An 18,404-nucleotide genomic window follows, 5' to 3' on the forward strand; every position below is an offset into this window, starting at 1 on the left:
GGGGTTGCCGGCTGGAACGCAAATCCGGCGGGGGCTGGTCACCCCTGGGAGCGGGATTGTGTTCCGGTCGAGTTCGGGATTAGTCGGCCTGAGCGGGTACTCTTGACCCAATGGTTCCACTCTGGTTCACGCTGTCCGCACTCTGTTTCGTGGGTGCGGCGGTTTTGTTGTGGGTGGACCTCGACAGACGTCGGGGTCTCGGTCGTCGACGCAAGTCGTGGGCGAAGTCGCACGGGTTCGACTACGAGCACGAATCCGGCGACATTCTCAAGCGCTGGAAGCGCGGCGTGATGTCCACGGTCGGCGATGTGACGGCGCGCAACGTGGTGCTCGGCCAGATCCGCGGCGAGGCGGTCTTCATCTTCGACCTCGACGACGTGGCGACCGTGATCGCGCTACACCGCAAGGTCGGCACGAACGTCGTCGTCGACATGCGACTCAAGGGCATCAAGGAGCCGCGCGAGAGCGACATCTGGCTGCTCGGCGCCATCGGCCCCAGGATGGTGTACTCGACCAACCTCGACGCCGCGCGGCGCGCCTGTGACCGCAGGATGGTCACGTTCGCGCACACCGCGCCGGACTGCGCCGAGATCATGTGGAACGAACAGAACTGGACGCTGGTCAGCATGCCGGTCACCAGTACCCGCGCCCAATGGGACGAGGGACTGCGGACCGTACGACAGTTCAACGACCTGCTGCGGGTTCTGCCGCCACTGCCCGCGGCCGTCGCCGGTCAGCCGGTCGCCCGCCGCAGCGGCTCGCCCAGCCGCCCGGTGACGCCTGCTCCCGCGGGACGGTCCGAGTTGCCGCCGGGGATGTCGGATCAGCCGCAGGGCCGCGCCGACGTGGGCCGCTACACCGCCCGACCCGAGTCCGGCCGGCCCGAGGCCCGTCCCGACCCGATGCGTCGGGCGCAACCGCCGACGCGCAACGGTCGGCAGTCGCCGAACTATCAGCGGTAAGTATCCTCTGGGCATGTCACGCCCCGTCGCTCTGATCACCGGGCCGACGTCCGGGCTGGGTGAGGGATTCGCCCGTCGCTACGCGGTCGACGGCTACGACCTGGTGCTGGTCGCCCGCGATGTCGAGCGGCTGAACCGGCTCGCCGCGGAGTTGCGCGACGAGGCCGGTGTGCAGGTCGAGGTCATTCCCGCGGACCTTGCCGTCGCCGCCGACCGGGAGACGGTCGCCGAGCGCCTGAAGGCCGGCGTCGAGGTGCTGGTGAACAACGCAGGAATCGGCACCGCGGGGGAGTTCTGGTCCGCTGATCTGGAGGTTCTGCAGGGCCAACTCGACGTCAACGTCACCGCCATCATGGCGCTCACCCATGCCGCGCTGCCGCCGATGCTCGCCGCAGGTAAGGGCACGGTGCTCAACGTCGCCAGCGTCGCCGGCCTGCTGCCGGGGCGTGGCTCCACCTACTCGGCCTCCAAGGCGTGGGTCGTCTCGTTCTCCGAGGGGCTGGCCAACGGGCTCGCCGGGACCGGTGTCGGCGTGCACGCGCTGTGCCCGGGATTCGTGCACACCGAGTTTCATGAGCGCGCGGGCATCGACATGGCAGGCACCGCGTCGTTCCTGTGGCTCGAGGTCGACGACGTGGTCCGCGAGACGATGGCAGCCGTGGCCAAGGGCAAGGTCGTGATCATCCCGGGACTGCAGTACAAGGCACTGACCACCGGCGGGCGCCTGGTGCCACGAAATGTGGTGCGCGCCTTGACCAAAGTAGTGGGCAAGGGCCGTGACCGCACCTGAGGCCCCGTGCGGGTAGTCGCTGTCCTGGTCGCGATCGTTCTGGCGGCCACCTCGTGCTCGGGTGCCACCGAACGTCCCGACGTCTACTCCACGGCCACCGCCTCACTCGGTGAATCACTGGCGATCCTCGGCTGGAACATGTCGGTGGCCAACCTGAGATTCGACGCCGACCATGTGCTGGTCGACGTCGAGGCGGCACCATCGCAGGAGAACGAGCCGCACGCTGCGCCCGAGGACGTTCGGTTCGGCCTCTACGGTGCACTGTCCCACCCCCTCGAGGCCCCCGGTCTCGGTGGCTGCGAGGACGTGACAAGCCTTGACATCCAACCGCTCTCGGCTCCGACCCCGGACCGGATGACGGGGACGGTCTGCATGGGGCCGCTGCGCGATCAGTCCCAGGTCCGGGGTGTCTACGTGTATTCACCCAAGGACCGGATGCCCGGCACCACCGCCGCCTACCCGGCGGCTTTCCCGGTCGGGGTGATGCCCACCAACGAGAACGACACGGGCCTGAGCGTGCGCACGACCAGCGTGGACGCCTTCCATGCCGACGGGGCGAAGATCGAACCCACCGCGCTCGGTGATCCCACGGCGTTCGAGGGCAACGGCTACATGCTGCTGGGTCTCGAGATCAGCGGCCTCGCAGCGCGATACCGGGACGATTCGGCAGAACGCGGTGGCCCGATGATGGTGCTGGCCGCACCGACGCTGCCGGGACGCGGTCTCAGTCACGCGTGCAGCGTCTACGGGGCGTCGGTGCTGGTGCTGCCCGAAGCCTCCCGGGAGGCGGTGCAGGTCGGCGCGTCGCTGTGCACCCAGGGCGAGATCAACGCCGCGTTGCTGTACGCGACGGTGTCGATGACGGGAACGCATGCGGCGCTGTGGACCACGGATCCCGAAGGATGACCGAACCGGGACCCGAACCCGAAGCCGCAGGCCCCACCGAGTGGGGCGACGGTCCGGGAGTGGGGCCGTGGCAGGGGCCGCTGCCCGACGACACCCGCTACGACCCGGAGTTGCTGCGCCTCGGTGACACTCGCAATGTTGTTGACCCGTACCGCTATTGGACCCGTGAAGCCATCGTCGCCGACATCGACGAACGCAGGCACCCGCTACATGTGGCGATCGAGAACTTCGGCAACGACGCCAACATCGGCGCGGTCGTGCGCACCGCGAACGCCTTCGCCGTCGACACGGTGCACATCGTCGGCCGTCGACGCTGGAACCGGCGCGGGGCGATGGTCACCGACCGGTACCAGCGGCTGCGTCACCACGAGACGACCGCCGACCTGCTGGCCTTTGCCTCAGCGGCGTCGCTGACCGTCGTGGCAGTCGACAACATCCCCGGGGCTTCCCCCATCGAGGACGCCCGTCTGCCGCGCGATTGCCTGCTGATCTTCGGCCAGGAGGGGCCCGGCATCACCGCCGAGGCGACGGCGGGTGCCCACCGCACAGTGTCGATCGCTCAGTTCGGCTCCACCCGGAGCATCAACGCGGCGGTCGCTGCCGGAATCGCCATGCACACCTGGATCCGCCAGCACGCCGATCTCGACCGCGCCTGGTGACCCAGTCGCTGAGCCGGCGACATCCTTTCGCGGCCGAAGCAGCAACCAGACCGCCACCGCCGCCGTGAGCAGCAGCGCCGCGCCGACGCCGGACGCGATCGCCAGCCCGTGCGTGAACGCCGACTTGGCGGCGGCGAGCAGTTCGTCCGCCTGGTCGGCGGGTAGCTCCTCGGCCACCTTGATCGCCCTCGGCAGCGAGTCGCGCGCCTCGCCGGCCACGTCAGCGGACAGGCCCGGTGCGATCACGACCGTCCGGTAGACGGCGGTGATGATCGAGCCGAGCGTCGCGATGCCCAGCGCCATTCCGAGTTCGTACGCGGTCTCGGAGACTGCGGCCGCCGAGCCGGCGCGCTCTTTCGGCACGCTGGCCAGGATGACGTCGCTGGCGACGGTGAACGCCAACCCGAGCCCGACGCCGACGACGAACAGCGCGATGCCCAGCGGCAGGTACGGCGTGATCGGCGTGAACAGCCACAGCGACGCCATCAGGGAGGCCATCGCGACCCCGACCAGTGTCAGGCCCGTGGTGAGCACCAGGCGGTGCGAGACGTAGCGCACCGCCACACCGGCGAGCACGCCGAACACCGTCGCCGTCACCGCGGCGGGCAGTTCGGCCAGCCCCGCCTTGAGCGGCCCGTAACCGTGCACGAGCTGGAAGTACTGCGACAGGAAGAACACCAGACCGGACAGCCCGAGGACGGACAGCAGGTTGGCCGAAACCACGCCGGAGAACACCGGGTTGCGGAACAACCGGACATCGATCAGCGGGACCGGTAGGCGCAACTGGCGCCGCACGAACAACGTCAGCGCCACGGCGCCGACAACGGCGGCGAGGACTGCGTCGATCCGCAGCCCGTGTGCCAGGGCGGTGAAGCCCTCCTTGATCCCGTAGACGACACCGAGCATCCCGACCATGGACAGGGCCACGCTGGGCAGGTCCCACGGGCCGGGTTCGGGATTGCGGTGTTCGGGCAGCAGCACGATGCCGCCGACGAGCAGGACCAGCATGACCGGGATGTTGATCAGGAAGACCGATCCCCACCAGAAGTGCTCGAGCAGCACGCCGCCGACGACGGGGCCCAGCGCGGCGCCCGCCGAGAAGGCCGACGCCCACACACCGACGGCGATGCTGCGCTCCCGCTGATCCGGGAACAGGCCACGGATCAGCGCCAGCGTGGCAGGGGCGAGCGTCGCACCGGCCATGCCGAGCAGCGCCCGCCCCACGATCAGCATCTCGGGCGACGAGGCGTACGCGGTGATGGCCGAGACGATCGCGAACGCCGTTGCGCCGGTGAGCAGCAGTTTCTTGTGGCCGATGCGGTCACCGAGGCTGCCCATGCTGATCAGCAGCGCGGCCAGCACGAACGAGTAGATGTCGCCGATCCACAGGATCTGGGTGCCGGTCGTGTTGAGGTCGGCGCTGATGAAGGGGGTCGCCAGGGCGAGGACGGTGCCGTCGATGCCGATGAGCAACACAGCCATGGTGAGGATGCCGAGAGCGAACCAGCGGCGGTTCATGATTTGAGTACTCCGTTGAGCAGTAGGTCGGTGATGAGTCGGTCGAAGTCGCGGCCGGCCACGCGGCCGGCGCGGATGGCCCATTCGGTCGCGCCGAAGAGGCTGTAGAACGCTTCGGTGAGCCATGCGGCGGTCAGGTCGGGACGGAAGTCGCCCTCGCGTTGTCCGCGCTCGAACAGCGAGGTGATCTGGTCGTCGATCTCCCGCCACGCCTCGATCGTGCTGTCCAGGTCGAGTTCCTGACTCTGGCTGTACAGCAGCGCCAGGTAGGGAGACACCGGTCGGCAGGCCGACACCAGGCGACGCAGTGCCTCGACGGCGGATCCGTCCTGCAACCGGACGATTCTGAGCACCTCGCGCATCTCGGCGACGGCAAGTTTCTCGAGCGCCTCCATCAGGGCGTGCCGCCCGGCGAAGTGCCGGTGCAGTGTCGCCCTGCTGACGCCGGCGGCCGTCGCGATCTCGTCCTGGGTCGCGTTGGGGCGACGCCCGAGAAAGTCGGCCGCGGCGCGCAGCAACTCGTCGCGGGTCGAAGACATCAGACAAATATAGCTCAAATGAGACAGATATGTCTCATGGCTTCGGGGCGGCCGGTAGGGCAGGATCATCCCCATGGATCAGTTGTGGGCCAACCGCGCCGCCAGCGCGGAAGCAGCGATCGCGAAGCGCCACCTCAAGAAGCTGTGGGGGCTGCCGGGCACCCAACTCGGTGTCGTCGCCTGGCCTGCCGGCCAGCAGCACCGGCGGTTCGGGACCTGGCACTACTGGTGGCAGGCGCATCTGCTGGACAACCTGGTGGACGCCCAGGTTCGTGATCCCCGACCCGAGCGCCTGGAATCGATCAACCGCCAGATTCGCGGACAGCGGCTGCGCAATCTCGGTCGCTGGGTCAACGATTACTACGACGACATGGCGTGGCTGGCGCTGGCGCTCGAGCGTGCCGGTCGCCTCACCGGGGTCGGCCGGCCGAAGGCGCTGGAGACGCTGTCCGAGCAGTTCCTCAATGCCTGGGTGCCGGAGGACGGCGGTGGCATTCCCTGGCGCAAGCAGGATCAGTTCTTCAACGCCCCGGCCAACGGCCCCGCCGGGATCTTCCTCGCCCGATACGAGGGCCGGTTGCGGCGGGCGCAGCAGATGGCCGACTGGATCGACGAGATACTGATCGATCCGGAGACCCACCTGGTGTTCGACGGAATCAAAGCCGGGTCGCTGGTGCGCGCGCAGTACACCTACTGCCAGGGGGTGATCCTCGGGCTGGAAACCGAACTCGCCGTGCGCACCGAGGACGCCGAACATGCCGAACGGGTGCACCGCCTGGTGGCAGCCGTGGCCGAGCACATGGCGCCCGACGGTGTGATCAAGGGCGCAGGCGGCGGTGACGGGGGTCTGTTCAACGGGATTCTGGCGCGCTATCTGGCGCTGGTCGCCACCGCGCTTCCCCGGCGCGGTCCCGATGACGAGAAGGCTTGTCAAACTGCTCGTTCGGTGGTGCTCGCGTCGGCAGAGGCCGCGTGGGAGCATCGGCAGACCGCCGAGGACCTGCCGCTGTTCAGCGCGTTCTGGGAACGGGAGGCCGAGCTGCCGACAGCCGGGTCCAAGGAAGCGGAGTTCGTTGAAGGAGCGGTCAACTCCTCGCAGATTCCGGAGCGTGATCTGTCGGTGCAGCTGTCGGGGTGGATGTTGATGGAAGCCGCCCACACCGTTGCGGGCACCGTTCCTGATGGAGACTCCGATACGTGAGTGAACCGACGACCCAGCGGGGTTTCCCGCTGCTTCCGTCGCGCCTCAGTCGCGGCAGCAAGGCCACCAAGACGACGGACAACACCGCCGCCGCGCTGTTACTCGCAGCCACCGTCGTGGCGATTCTGTGGGCGAATTCGCCTTGGGCGCAGAGCTATTCGGCACTGCTGGACACACACCTCGGGCTGACGTTCGGCGAGCACCACTTCGAGATGACCGTCAAGCACTTTGTCAACGACGCCTTGATGGCGTTTTTCTTCTTCATTGTCGGCCTCGAGGTGACCAGAGAGTTCACCATCGGTGAGCTCACCGACCGGTCGCGTGCCGCGGTTCCGGTGGTCGCCGCGGCGGCCGGGTTGGTGATCCCGGCGTTGGTGTTCCTGGCGTTCAATCCGTCCGGGGAGAACGCCCACGCCTGGGGGGTGGTGATCTCCACCGACACCGCGTTCCTGGTCGGTGCTCTGGCCATCATCAAGCCCAAATTCCCTGCCCGCGTGCGGATCTTCCTGCTGACCCTCGCGGTGGTGGACGATGTCGGTGCGTTGATCGCGATCGCGCTGTTCTACTCGGACAGCATCCAGGTGGGCCCGTTGGTGGTCTCGGTGATGCTGATCGTCGCGCTGGCGTTGGTGCGTTACCTGCCGATGGTGGCGCGCGGACCCGCGTATGCGGTGTTGGGGGTGGCGCTGTGGATCGCGCTGTACTTGGCCGGAATCCACCCGACACTCGCCGGAGTGGCGGTGGCGCTGCTGATTCCGGTGTTCACACCCGAGCGGCGACCGGTCGAAAAAGCCGTCGACCAGATCCGCGCTTTCCGGCAGTCGCCGAACTCGGAGTACGCCCGTGCTGCGAGTCGCTCTCTGCGCGAGTCGATCTCGATCAACGAGAGACTGCAGACGACGGTCGGTCCGACGGTCGGGTTCGTGATCCTCCCGCTCTTCGCGTTGGTCAACGCCGGCGTGCGACTGGACAGTCAGAGCCTGTCGACGGCGCTTCGGTCACCGCTGACATGGGGCATCGTCGCGGGCCTGGTGATCGGCAAGTTCGTCGGCATCACCGGAGCCACCTGGTTCATGCGCCGCACCCGACTCGGGGAGCTTTCGCCGGGGCTGACGCTGCGCCGCATCGCGGGCGGGGCGGCCCTGTCGGGGATCGGCTTCACCATCTCGCTGTTCATCGTCGACATCGCGATCGCCGAACCCGACCGGCAGGATCAGGCACGTATCGGTGTGCTGGCGGCCTCGATCATCGCGTTCGCGCTGGGCTGGGCGATCTTCCGGGTGACCGACTGGCTCAGCCCGCCCGAGCCGGTCGGGCTGAAGCTCATTCGTCCGGTCGACCCCGAGCGCGACCATGTCCGCGGCGGCCTCGAGGCGCCGCTGGAGCTCGTCGAGTACGGCGACTTCGAGTGCCCGTTCTGTAGCCGCGCGACCGGGGCCATCGACGAGGTGCGCGCGCACTTCGGGGACCAGCTTCGTTATGTGTGGCGGCACTTCCCGCTGGATCGGGCGCATCCCCGGGCGTTCGACGCAGCGCGGGCCAGCGAAGCCGCGGCGCTGCAGGGCAGATTCTGGGAGATGGCCCACGAACTCTTCGATCACCAGGATGACCTGGAGTGGTCCGACATGTACCGCTACGCGGTCACCGCGGGATGCAATATCGAGCAGTTCGACCAGGACGTGCGGGTGCATGCGTCGAAGGTGCTGCACCGGGTGACCGACGACGTCGAGGACGCCGAGGAGATGGACCTCAGCGCGACGCCGACGCTGTTCGTCAACGGCATCCGGCACCGGGGGCCGTGGGATGCCGCCAGCCTGATCCGCGCGCTGGAGGAGAAGCGGCGCTGAGCCGTACCGGTCAGGCCGTGGGCTCGCCGGACTCCATGGGCGGAGTCGGGATTCCTGCCGCCTTGGCGGCTTTGCGCCTCTTGTACCACTCGTAGGCCATCGGCAGAACCGAGAGGACGACGATGCCGATGACGATGGGTTCGAGCAGGCTCTGGATGATCTCGAAACGGCCGAGCCAGTACCCCAGCAGCGTCAGACCGACACCCCACACCACGGCGCCGACGGCGTTGTAGAGGGTGAACACGTAGTAGTTCATCTTCGCCGCACCGGCGGTGATCGGTGCGAGCGTGCGCACGATCGGCACGAAGCGCGCGATGACGATGGCGAACGGGCCGCGCTGCTCGAAGAACAGGTGAGCCTCGTCGAGGTACTTCTGCTTGAGGAAGCGCGCGTTGGGCTTGAACATCGCGGTGCCCACGTTGCGCCCGATCCAATAGCCCACCTGACCGCCGAGCACCGCGGCGATCGGGATGAACACCACCAACTGCCAGAGTTCGAAGTTCGCCTGGACGGTGCCGTCCTGCGCTGCCGCGGCGGTCCCGGCTGCGAGCATGCCCGCCACGAACAGCAGCGAATCGCCGGGCAGGATCGGGAACAGCACCCCGGATTCGACGAACACGACCACCAGCAGGCCGATCAGCGCCCAGGTGCCGAAGTAGCTCAGTAGGTTGATCGGGTCCAGGAAATCGGGCATCAGTGCGAGATTGTCGACGACCACGGAATCCAAGGATACCGGCGCGTGATCGCGGGGCCCGAATCACGCGCGCACCGGAGATTCCCGCTGGCAGGTATTCATTTCTGCCCGGTGTCGTGGATATCGTCGATTCCATGCCCGATAGCACCCGCACCCACGCCGCCGTCCAGCTTGCTGCGGCCGGCGAACCGCTCACTCTCGTCGACGTGGAGACCACCCCGCCCGTGCGGGACCACGTTCGCATCGACGTCGCCGCCTGCGGCGTCTGCGGAACCGACCGGGAGTTCTCCGCCGGTCACTTTCCCGGTCTGCAGTGGCCGCTCACGCTGGGACACGAGATCGCGGGCACCGTGGCCGAGGTCGGGGAAGGGGTCGAGGACTTCACGGCGGGCGACCGGGTGGCCGTCGGGTGGTTCGGAGGCAACTGCAACCGATGCGTGCCCTGCCGAAAGGGTGCGTTCATGCAGTGCGAGCGGCTGCAGGTGCCGAGCTGGCACTACCCGGGCGGCTACGCCGAATCGGTGACGGTGCCCGCCACCGCCTTGGCGCGGATTCCGGACGGCTTGTCGTTCGTCGAAGCCGCACCCATGGGCTGCGCGGGCGTGACGACGTTCAACGGGCTGCGTCAGACGCGCGCGAAGGCCGGCGACCTGGTCGCGGTCCTCGGTGTCGGCGGGCTGGGCCACCTCGGCGTGCAGTTCTCCCGGGCGATGGGATTCGAGACGGTGGCGATCGCCCGGGGAACCGGCAAGGCCGAGGAGGCCACGCAACTGGGAGCGCACCACTACATCGACTCGACCGCGCAGGATGTCGCCGCAGAGCTGCAGAAGCTGGGCGGCGCCGCCGTCGTGCTGGCCACCGCGAACAACGCCGCGGCGATGGCCGCGACAGTCGGTGGCCTGGGTCCCGCCGGAGAACTGGTCGCCGTCGGGGTCACCCCCGAGAATCTGCCGATCAGCCCGCTGGACCTGATCAACTCCGGGCTGTCGGTGACCGGTCACCCGTCGGGCACGTCGCGCGACGTCGAGGAGACGCTGCACTTCGCGCTGCTGTCCGGCGTTCGGGCACTCGTCGAGGAGCGGCCGCTGGCGCAAGCCGCCGAGGCCTATGCCGCGATGGACTCCGGGAGCGCGCGCTACCGCATGGTGCTGACCGTGTGATGTTGAATCGTTCTTGAGATACTGCCGGTACAGCCAGGCCAGCCGAGAGGAACAGTTATGCCCATCGCCACGCCCGAGGTCTACGCCGAGATGCTGGGCCGTGCCAAGGAGCACTCCTTCGCTTTCCCGGCCATCAACTGTGTCGGCTCGGAGAGCGTGAACGCCGCCATCAAGGGGTTCGCGGATGCCGGCTCCGACGGCATCATCCAGTTCTCCACCGGCGGTGCGGAATTCGCGTCCGGACTCGGCGTCAAGGACATGGTCACCGGCGCGGTCGCGCTGGCCGAGTTCGCCCATGTGATCGCCGACAGGTACCCGATCACCGTCGCGCTGCACACCGACCACTGCCCGAAGGACAAGCTCGACACCTACGTCCGGCCGCTGCTGGCGGTCTCGGCCGCACGGGTCGCCAAGGGGCAGAACCCGCTGTTCCAGTCGCACATGTGGGACGGCTCGGCCGTGCCGATCGACGAGAACCTCTCGATCGCCCAGGAGCTCCTCAAGCAGGCGGCCGCGGCGAAGATCATCCTCGAGATCGAGATCGGCGTGGTGGGCGGCGAAGAGGACGGCGTCGAGGCCGAGATCAACGACAAGCTCTACACCACCGCCGAGGACTTCGAACAGACCATCGAGGCGCTCGGGGCCGGTGAGCACGGCAAATACCTGCTGGCCGCCACGTTCGGCAACGTGCACGGTGTCTACAAGCCCGGCAATGTGAAGCTCCGGCCGGAGGTGCTGGCCGAAGGTCAGAAGGTCGCCTCCGCCAAGCTCGGGTTGCCGGAGGGTTCCCAGCCGTTCGACTTCGTGTTCCACGGAGGGTCCGGTTCGCTGAAGTCCGAGATCGAGGATTCGCTGAAGTACGGCGTGGTCAAGATGAACGTCGACACCGACACCCAGTACGCGTTCACCCGGCCGATCGTCGGGCACATGTTCGCCAACTACGACGGCGTGCTCAAGATCGACGGCGAGGTCGGCAACAAGAAGGTCTACGACCCGCGCAGCTACTTCAAGAAGGCCGAAGCCGGAATGGCGGAGCGTGTCGTGGAGGCCTGCAACGACCTGCACAGCGCGGGCCGGAGCGTCACCGCCTAGCTGACAGGTGTGCGGCTGAGAGATCCACGTTCTGCAGGGAAAGTGCGAGTAATCGTCTGCAAAACGTGGACGCGTCGGGGACTCGGCGCCGGTAACTCTTAGCTGGCAGGCGCCTGACAGATCTTCCACTGGTCGTCGCGGAACTCCAGATCGAAGCTGCGCGTCGAGCGGGTCTGTGGTGCGTACGCCATGAATGTGGTGACGTTGGCTTCGGCGTGGTCGCCGTTGACCACCACCTCGTCGATGCTGGCGACCACGGGGTACTGCTTGGCTGCGGCCACCCGCGCGTGCGTGTCCGTCCACGTCTTCTCGTTGTAGCGGACATAGCTGTCACGGGTGGTTCCGCACGTGATGCTGCGCAGCGTGGACAGGTCGCCGTTCTGCACCGCGATGTCGAAGTCCTCGATCGTGGAACGGACCATGTCCTCCTGGGACACCGCCGGTGTGGACGTCCGGGTGAGCAGGATCGTGCCGAGGATCGCGATGGCCGCCAGCGCCGCGATGATCAGGACGATGGCCGCGACCCAGCCCCAGCTGCGACGCTTCTTGGGCGGTTTCGGGGCCTCCCCGCGCGGCGGGATCATCTGGGGGATGACGGGTTTCTGCGCAGCGAATTCCTCGGTCTGACCGCTGTCGGTCGCCGAGAACACCTCAGTCGCCGGGTCGGGGGGCCGATTGATGATCTGGGTGGAACCCGCGTCGAACCCGGACGGCGCGGTGAACCGCCTTTCGGCGGGTTGCTCGGGCGGTGCCTCGGCGTGCGGGTCGGCGGGCGCCATCACCTCGGTCGCGGGTTCGTGCTCGTGTTCCGACTCGGGCAGGATCTCGGTCTCGGCGTCCGCGCCGGCCGCCTGCGACTCGTCGTCGACGGGCTTCGCCGACTCGTCGTCGACGGGCTTCGCCGACTCGTCGGCGTCCTCGGGTCGGTCAGGCCCTGTGGGGTTCGACATCCCTGCTGAAATCCTCCCTGGTCCTACACCGGACAGAAGCTACGGGCGAAGCTTATCCATGCGCGGTGACGAGTGCCCACGGCCGCACTGCACAATGGGTCCATGACTCGGATGGGCGATCTCCTCGGACCGGAACCTGTATTGCTGCCCGGTGATCCCGCCGCCGAGGCGGAATTGGACGCCGCGGAGAACCCGGCCATCGTGGCCGCGGCGCATCCGACGGCCTCGATCGCATGGGCGTTGCTCGCCGAGGAGGCGCTCGCCGCCGACAAGGCGATCACCGCATACGCCTATGCGCGCACCGGATACCACCGTGGCCTCGACCAGTTGCGCCGCAACGGCTGGAAGGGTTTCGGCCCGGTGCCCTATCGCCACGAACCCAATCGCGGCTTCCTGCGGTGCGTGGCCGCACTGGCCCGCGCCGCCGACGCGATCGGCGAGGAGCCCGAGTACCAACGCTGTTTGGACCTGCTCGACGATTGTGACCCCGCGGCCCGCGTGGAGCTCGGGCTGTCCTGACCCGGCCGGTTACTACTTGCTGCTCTCGCACTCGCAGTCGGCGGCCGTATCGGGTGGCTCGACCTGGACCGTGGAGTGGTCGAGGCCGCGCGCGGTCAGCACGGCCCGGGCGTCGTCGAGCACCAGCGCGGAGTCCCGCTGGCTTGTCAGGTGTGCGGTGACCATGTCCTTGCCCGGCACCAGCGTCCACACGTGCAGATCGTGGACCTCGCTGACTCCTTCGACCGCGCAGAGCGCCGTACGCAGCTCGTCGACGTCGATGTGGCTGGGTGAGGACTCGGACAGGATGCGCAGGGCGGCCCGCGCGAGGGAGAAGGCGCGGGGCAGCACCCACAGCGCGACGAACACGGCGACGACGACGTCGGCGTACGGCCAGGCCGTTGTCAGGGTGACGATGCCGGCGATCAGCACGCCGATGCTTCCGACGGTGTCGGCCATCACCTCCATGTAGGCGCCCTTGACCGCGAGGCTGTCCTTGGCGTGGGACCGCAGGAGCAGTACCACGGCGGCGTTGGCCAGCAATCCGGCCAGCGCGACGACGATCAGCGGGACTCCGGGGATCTCGGGCGCGTCGCCGAGCCGGTGGAACGCCTCGTAGAGGATGAAGCTGGCCATTCCGAGCAGCAGGGCCGCGTTGGCGACCGCGGTGAACACCTCGGCGCGGTGCCAGCCGTACGTGCGAGCGGGGGAGGAACTGCCGCGTCGTGCCAGCAGCACCGCGGTCAGGCCCATGAACATCGCCACCAGGTCGGTCAGCATGTGGCCCGCGTCGGCCAGCAGCGCGATCGAGTTGATGGTCAGTGCGGTTGTCAGCTCGACGATGAAGAAGACCGACAGGATGGCCGCGGCGATGAGCATCCGGGACACGCGGGTATCCGCATGACTGTGATCGTGTCCCGCACCCATGGGGCGAATATATGCAGAGAAGCGCATATGTGGCAAGTCTGCTGGGGCCGCGGCGCCGGCAGAGGGTCAGTACCATCGCGTGATGCCGGAAAACTGGGAATCTCCTGTGTACTACCTGATTGCTACCGCCGGCTTCCCGAACTTCGGTGACGAGCTGATCCTCGACGGCTGGTTGCGGCACCTGCGCGACGTCGCGCCGGACGCCGAGGTCTGGGTCGACACCCATTCGCCCGGCCCGTGCCAGATGCTCTTCGGGGAATCTCACCCGCGGGTCCGTTTCACCGACACGCTGTGGCGGCTGTGCTGGGAGGCCAACTCCGATGATCCGTGGGAGGTCGCATCGTGGGTGCAGCACGCCATCACCAATCCGGGTATGGCACCCCGCTGGCACCAGGGCATCGCGGCGCTGGCCCGACTCGACGTGGTGCACGTCGTCGGCGGCGGGTACATCAACGCCCTCTGGCCGCAGCACGTCGGGCTGCTGGCGGGGGCCGTTGCCGCTGCCCGGCTCTCGGGGGCCAGGTCGGCGATGTCGGGGCAGGGGCTGACCCCGCAGCCTGTCGGAGCCGACCCGCTGCTGTGTGCGCTGGCAGACCGGTTCGACGTGGTGGATGTTCGGGACACCCAGTCTGCCGACGTACTCGGCACCGACGTGGGGGTGGACGACGCGTTCCTCGACCTCGGGCGCCACCGGATCTCCCGGCCACAGGACATGTGGCCGGATGCGCCTGCCCCGGAGGTGATGGTGTGCCTGCAGTCCGACATGAACGATGCCGGGACTGCGGCCGTGGCCGGTGCTGTGCTGTCGATGTTGCGTCGTTGGCAGGTCCGCGGCGACAAGGTGTGTGTCGTGGAGGGCATCCCCAGGGTCGACCGCGAGGTGTATGCGCTCATCGAGCATGAGCTACCCGGCGCGCGGTTCTACCCGTTCGTCGACGTCTGGACCCGTGGTCTTCCGGTGTCGGCCGAGCAGATTTGGATCTCCACCCGGTTCCACCCCCACATGGCCGCCGCGGCCGCAGGCGCGTCGGGGGTGGCCGTCTCGATCAGCCCGGACTACTACGCCACCAAACACCGGTCGTTGATCGAGCTCGGGTCGGGATGGTCGCTGATGGAGGACCTGGAGAAGGTGCCGGAACGGCCGACCGGCGGCGGCTTCGGGCCGGGGACGGTGCAACGACTGCGACAGCAGAAACGCGGCGTCGCCGACACCATCTACGGCGGGTCCGCTCAGAACCAGGCCGACCAGAACCTCGTCAGCTGACCACCCACGGCAGACAGCGCGCTGGACACTCCGGACAGATCGAACAGCCAGTACATCGCCGAGAAGAACCACTGATTGAGTCCCGGCGCGAGCAGCAGCAGGAGCAGCAGGAAGAACCCCCACTGCTTGGCGGGTTGCAGCGCACGCTGCGTCTCGGCGCTCAGGTGCGGCTCCAGTGCCCCGTACCCGTCGAGGCCGGGGATCGGCAGCATGTTCAGCAGCAGCGCGGTGATCTGCAGGAAGGCCAGAAACGCCATGCCTGCCCAGAAGACCGAGTGGGCGGGGTCGTACAGCACCCGGATCAGCGTCAGCAGCACCACCGCGAACACCAGGTTGACCGCGGGTCCCGCGAGGCTGACCAGCGTCTTCTGCCGCTTGCTCATGAACGCCGTCTGCACGTAGACCGCCCCGCCGGGCAGACCGATACCGCCCAGCGCGATGAACAGCACCGGCAATCCGAGGGACAGCAGCGGATGGGAGTACTTCAGCGGGTTGAGGGTCAGGTAGCCGCGCACGGCCACGTCCCGGTCGCCGAACCGCCAGGCCGTGTAGGCGTGCCCGAACTCGTGCAGACACAGCGAGACCAGCCAGCCGAAGATGACGAAGACGAACACCCCGACGTAGGCCAATGGCCGGATCTGCTGCGCGGAGAGCCACGCCACCGTGCCGCCGGCCGCGGTGAGCGCGACGATGGCCAGGAAGATCGGGCTGGGACGCACCGGCCGGTGCAGTGGCCGAATGCTCACCGCACCACGCTACCTGGGGTTACCGCCCGTCGACCCGGAGCCAGCCCTCGGTATGACGGTAGAACGTGGAGCGCCGGGCCGGTCGCGGCGCCGGGTTGCCGTCCCGAACGACCAACGCGCCCGACGTGCCCAGTTGTGCGGCCCGACCCGTAACCCAGCGCCGCGGCCACCGTCGGGCCAGGACGCGGGCACGAAGCCCCGGCAACGCCGTCGTCGGCTCTATCCGCACACCGGCGACCTCCCCGTCGAACAGCACCACGTCATCCACCACCGCTTCACCGAGAATGACGCGTTCGCCCTGCTGAGGCAGCCAGTCGGCCCGCTGGGCGACGACGGTGCCGGTCTCGTCACGGATCAGGGGAATCCGGGTGGCGGTGCCGGTACGGGCACGCCGCCCCTGCCACCGTTTTCGCACGTGGGCGACCTCGATGTCGAGCCGATCGGCGCGCAGCAGCCGGGTCAGCACCGTCGCCAGATCGGCATGGGAGCCGACCACGACGAGGCGTCGACAGGCGGGTATCGGCTCGAGATCGGCGCCGGCGTCGAGCACCGGCAGCCCCCGCAGGGTCCAGGGAATCCGACGGCCGCCGAGGAGCAGAACCGCAACGTGCGTGTCGTCCAATCCACTCCTTGTAAACGGGCCTCGATCAGGTCGGATAAGGTGGCTCACCGGCTGCGGAGTAATTGAGCGCAGTACGAGCGGGAGACAGCGGGAGATTACGCCATGCCGGCAATCGTCCTCATCGGCGCCCAGTGGGGTGACGAGGGCAAAGGTAAAGCCACCGATCTTCTCGGTGGCCGTGTCCAGTGGGTTGTTCGTTACCAGGGGGGTAACAACGCCGGTCACACGGTGGTGTTGCCGTCGGGGGAGAACTTCGCACTCCACCTGATCCCGTCGGGCATCCTGACCCCCGGCGTCACCAACGTCATCGGCAACGGCGTGGTCGTCGACCCCGGTGTGCTGCTCACCGAGCTGCAGGGCCTCGAGGCGCGCGGCGTGGACACCGGGCAGCTGCTGATCTCCGCCGACGCCCACCTGCTGATGCCCTACCACGTGGCGATCGACAAGGTCGTCGAGCGGTATGCGGGGAGCAAGAAGATCGGCACCACCGGCCGCGGAATCGGGCCGTGCTACCAGGACAAGATCGCACGTATCGGGATCCGCGTCGCCGATGTGCTCGACCCGAAGCTGCTGGCTGAGAAGATCGAGGGCGCACTGGATTTCAAGAACCAGGTGCTGGTCAAGATCTACAACCGAAAGGCACTCGATCCCGCGGAGGTGGTCGACGCGCTGCTGGCGCAGGCGGAGGGGTTCGCGCATCGCATCGCCGATACCCGGCTGCTGCTCAACGCCGCGCTCGAGCAGGGTGAGACAGTGCTGCTGGAAGGGTCGCAGGGCACGCTGCTCGACGTCGACCACGGCACGTATCCCTTTGTCACATCGTCGAATCCGACTGCGGGTGGGGCATCGGTGGGGTCCGGCATCGGGCCCACCCGGATCACCACGGTGCTCGGGATCCTCAAGGCGTACACGACGCGTGTCGGCTCCGGACCGTTCCCCACCGAGCTGTTCGACGAGTACGGGGAGTACCTGGCCAAGACCGGTGGCGAGATCGGCGTGACGACGGGTAGGCGGCGTCGCTGCGGCTGGTTCGATGCGGTGATCGCCCGCTATGCGACACGTGTCAACGGCATCACCGACTACTTCCTCACCAAGCTCGACGTGCTGTCCAGCCTCGAGACCGTGCCGATCTGCGTCGGTTACACCGTCGACGGCAAGCGCACCGACGAGATGCCGATGACCCAGAGCGACATCGCCCGCGCCCAGCCGATCTACGAGGAGATGCCCGGCTGGTGGGAGGACATCTCCGCGGCGCGTGAGTTCGACGATCTGCCCGCCAAGGCGCGCGACTACGTGCTTCGCCTCGAAGAGCTTGCCGGAGCACATGTGTCATGTATCGGCGTGGGGCCCGGCCGGGATCAGACGATCGTGCGGCGCGACATCCTGGCCGCTAGGTGACCGACCCGAGGGCGGTCGATCCCGAATACGACCGGCACGGCGGGTTCCCGAACTTCGAGGCAGTCGAGCCCGGCCCCGGGTTCGGCCGATTCCTGACCGCGATGCGCCGGGCGCAGGATCTGGCGGTGTCGGCCGACCCCGACGCCGACACCTGGGAGCAGGCCGCCGACACCGCCGAGAAACTGGTCTCGCTGTTGGAGCCGTTCGAGGCGGGCGAGGGCGTCGGCCCGGCGAACCGGGTTCCGAAACTCCCCGGTGCCGGCAGCCTGCTGATGCCGCCGTACCGGGCGATCAGGTTCGCGCCGGACGGGGTCGAGCTGGAGGTGACGTTCAGTCGGTTCTCGGTCGGCGGCAACTCGGCCGTGCACGGCGGAGTGCTGCCCCTGCTGTTCGACTCGGTGTTCGGCATGGTGATCCACGCCGCGGGGCGCCCGATCAGCCGCACCGCCTTCCTGCACGTCGACTATCGCAACGTCACCCCGATCGACACGGTGCTGACCGCACGGGGATGGGTCCGCGAGGCCGAGGGCCGCAAGGCCTTCGTCAACGCCGAACTGCGTGACCCCGGTGGCACGCTGCTGGCGGAGGCCAACGGACTGATGATCCGACTCCTTCCCGGTCAGCCCTAGGA

18 protein-coding genes and 1 pseudogene are annotated in these 18,404 nt (G+C 68.1%); 12 read left to right on the plus strand and 7 right to left on the minus strand.

The window, feature by feature from the left end:
• The first annotated feature begins 110 nt into the window (after positions 1-110).
• From ttfA to ABDC78_RS02730, 4 genes are read left to right on the plus strand one after another with little or no spacing between them, the layout of a single operon-like run.
• Complete coding sequence (ttfA, locus tag ABDC78_RS02715) at positions 111-962, plus strand: trehalose monomycolate transport factor TtfA (protein WP_178361229.1); 852 nt, start codon at positions 111-113, stop codon at positions 960-962.
• 13 nt (positions 963-975) lie between these two features.
• Positions 976-1,752, plus strand: a complete 777-nt coding sequence (locus ABDC78_RS02720; protein ID WP_178361230.1) for an SDR family oxidoreductase — start codon at positions 976-978, stop codon at positions 1,750-1,752.
• A 6-nt stretch (positions 1,753-1,758) separates the two neighbouring features.
• Positions 1,759-2,658 carry a hypothetical protein gene (locus ABDC78_RS02725; protein ID WP_178361231.1) on the plus strand — a complete coding sequence of 300 codons (900 nt, stop codon included), beginning with the start codon at positions 1,759-1,761 and terminating at the stop codon, positions 2,656-2,658.
• A complete protein-coding gene (locus ABDC78_RS02730) occupies positions 2,655-3,317 on the plus strand; it encodes an RNA methyltransferase (RefSeq protein ID WP_218621305.1) in 663 nt (220 codons plus the stop codon). Before ABDC78_RS02725 ends, ABDC78_RS02730 begins: the two co-directional genes overlap by 4 nt.
• Here the strand turns inward: ABDC78_RS02730 and ABDC78_RS02735 are convergent.
• Together ABDC78_RS02735 and ABDC78_RS02740 are read right to left on the minus strand one after the other, a co-directional pair.
• Positions 3,207-4,835 (minus strand): annotated as a pseudogene (locus tag ABDC78_RS02735) (MFS transporter); the annotation flags it as partial. The gene ABDC78_RS02730 and the pseudogene ABDC78_RS02735 overlap by 111 nt on opposite strands.
• Entirely contained in the window at positions 4,832-5,374 is a 543-nt protein-coding gene (locus ABDC78_RS02740; RefSeq protein WP_178361233.1) for a TetR/AcrR family transcriptional regulator, read from the minus strand. The pseudogene ABDC78_RS02735 and the gene ABDC78_RS02740, both read right to left, overlap by 4 nt.
• Positions 5,375-5,447: 73 nt before the next feature.
• Here ABDC78_RS02740 and ABDC78_RS02745 point away from each other — a divergent pair, with 73 nt between their 5' ends.
• Together ABDC78_RS02745 and nhaA are read left to right on the plus strand one after the other, a co-directional pair.
• A complete protein-coding gene (locus ABDC78_RS02745; RefSeq protein ID WP_178361234.1) occupies positions 5,448-6,575 on the plus strand; it encodes a glycoside hydrolase family 76 protein in 1,128 nt (375 codons plus the stop codon).
• A complete protein-coding gene (gene nhaA / locus ABDC78_RS02750) occupies positions 6,572-8,422 on the plus strand; it encodes a Na+/H+ antiporter NhaA (protein WP_178361235.1) in 1,851 nt (616 codons plus the stop codon). Before ABDC78_RS02745 ends, nhaA begins: the two co-directional genes overlap by 4 nt.
• A gap of 10 nt (positions 8,423-8,432) precedes the next feature.
• Here the strand turns inward: nhaA and ABDC78_RS02755 are convergent, their stop codons facing one another.
• Positions 8,433-9,116 carry a VTT domain-containing protein gene (locus tag ABDC78_RS02755; protein ID WP_178361504.1) on the minus strand — a complete coding sequence of 228 codons (684 nt, stop codon included), beginning with the start codon at positions 9,114-9,116 and terminating at the stop codon, positions 8,433-8,435.
• A gap of 134 nt (positions 9,117-9,250) precedes the next feature.
• Here ABDC78_RS02755 and ABDC78_RS02760 point away from each other — a divergent pair, with 134 nt between their 5' ends.
• Both ABDC78_RS02760 and fbaA read left to right on the plus strand, forming a co-directional pair.
• Positions 9,251-10,276, plus strand: coding sequence for an alcohol dehydrogenase catalytic domain-containing protein (locus ABDC78_RS02760; protein ID WP_178361236.1), 1,026 nt, complete (start codon positions 9,251-9,253; stop codon positions 10,274-10,276).
• Between the two features lie 57 nt (positions 10,277-10,333).
• Positions 10,334-11,368, plus strand: coding sequence for a class II fructose-bisphosphate aldolase (fbaA, locus tag ABDC78_RS02765; RefSeq protein WP_178361237.1), 1,035 nt, complete (start codon positions 10,334-10,336; stop codon positions 11,366-11,368).
• Between the two features lie 98 nt (positions 11,369-11,466).
• Here the strand turns inward: fbaA and ABDC78_RS02770 are convergent, their stop codons facing one another.
• Positions 11,467-12,318 carry a DUF4878 domain-containing protein gene (locus ABDC78_RS02770; protein ID WP_178361238.1) on the minus strand — a complete coding sequence of 284 codons (852 nt, stop codon included), beginning with the start codon at positions 12,316-12,318 and terminating at the stop codon, positions 11,467-11,469.
• A 102-nt stretch (positions 12,319-12,420) separates the two neighbouring features.
• Here ABDC78_RS02770 and ABDC78_RS02775 point away from each other — a divergent pair, with 102 nt between their 5' ends.
• Positions 12,421-12,837, plus strand: a complete 417-nt coding sequence (locus ABDC78_RS02775; protein ID WP_178361239.1) for a DUF3151 domain-containing protein — start codon at positions 12,421-12,423, stop codon at positions 12,835-12,837.
• 12 nt (positions 12,838-12,849) lie between these two features.
• Here the strand turns inward: ABDC78_RS02775 and ABDC78_RS02780 are convergent, their stop codons facing one another.
• Positions 12,850-13,743, minus strand: a complete 894-nt coding sequence (locus ABDC78_RS02780) for a cation diffusion facilitator family transporter (protein WP_178361240.1) — start codon at positions 13,741-13,743, stop codon at positions 12,850-12,852.
• 82 nt (positions 13,744-13,825) lie between these two features.
• Here ABDC78_RS02780 and ABDC78_RS02785 point away from each other — a divergent pair, with 82 nt between their 5' ends.
• Entirely contained in the window at positions 13,826-15,007 is a 1,182-nt protein-coding gene (locus ABDC78_RS02785) for a polysaccharide pyruvyl transferase family protein (RefSeq protein ID WP_178361241.1), read from the plus strand.
• Here the strand turns inward: ABDC78_RS02785 and ABDC78_RS02790 are convergent.
• Positions 14,974-15,753, minus strand: coding sequence for a site-2 protease family protein (locus tag ABDC78_RS02790; RefSeq protein WP_178361242.1), 780 nt, complete (start codon positions 15,751-15,753; stop codon positions 14,974-14,976). The genes ABDC78_RS02785 and ABDC78_RS02790 overlap by 34 nt on opposite strands.
• 19 nt (positions 15,754-15,772) lie before the next feature.
• Positions 15,773-16,375: a peptidase M50 gene (locus ABDC78_RS02795; RefSeq protein ID WP_178361243.1), complete on the minus strand. Its 603-nt coding sequence runs from the start codon at positions 16,373-16,375 to the stop codon at positions 15,773-15,775.
• Between the two features lie 102 nt (positions 16,376-16,477).
• Between ABDC78_RS02795 and ABDC78_RS02800 the strand changes: the two genes are divergently transcribed.
• Both ABDC78_RS02800 and ABDC78_RS02805 read left to right on the plus strand, forming a co-directional pair.
• Complete coding sequence (locus tag ABDC78_RS02800) at positions 16,478-17,773, plus strand: adenylosuccinate synthase (protein WP_178361244.1); 1,296 nt, start codon at positions 16,478-16,480, stop codon at positions 17,771-17,773.
• Positions 17,770-18,402 (plus strand): PaaI family thioesterase, encoded by a 633-nt coding sequence (locus tag ABDC78_RS02805; RefSeq protein WP_178361245.1) that lies wholly within the window; start codon positions 17,770-17,772, stop codon positions 18,400-18,402. The genes ABDC78_RS02800 and ABDC78_RS02805 overlap by 4 nt, the downstream gene beginning before the upstream one ends.
• The last annotated feature ends 2 nt before the right edge of the window (positions 18,403-18,404 follow it).

Source organism: Mycobacterium sp. DL (assembly GCF_039729195.1).
Lineage (GTDB): Bacteria > Actinomycetota > Actinomycetes > Mycobacteriales > Mycobacteriaceae > Mycobacterium > Mycobacterium hippocampi_A.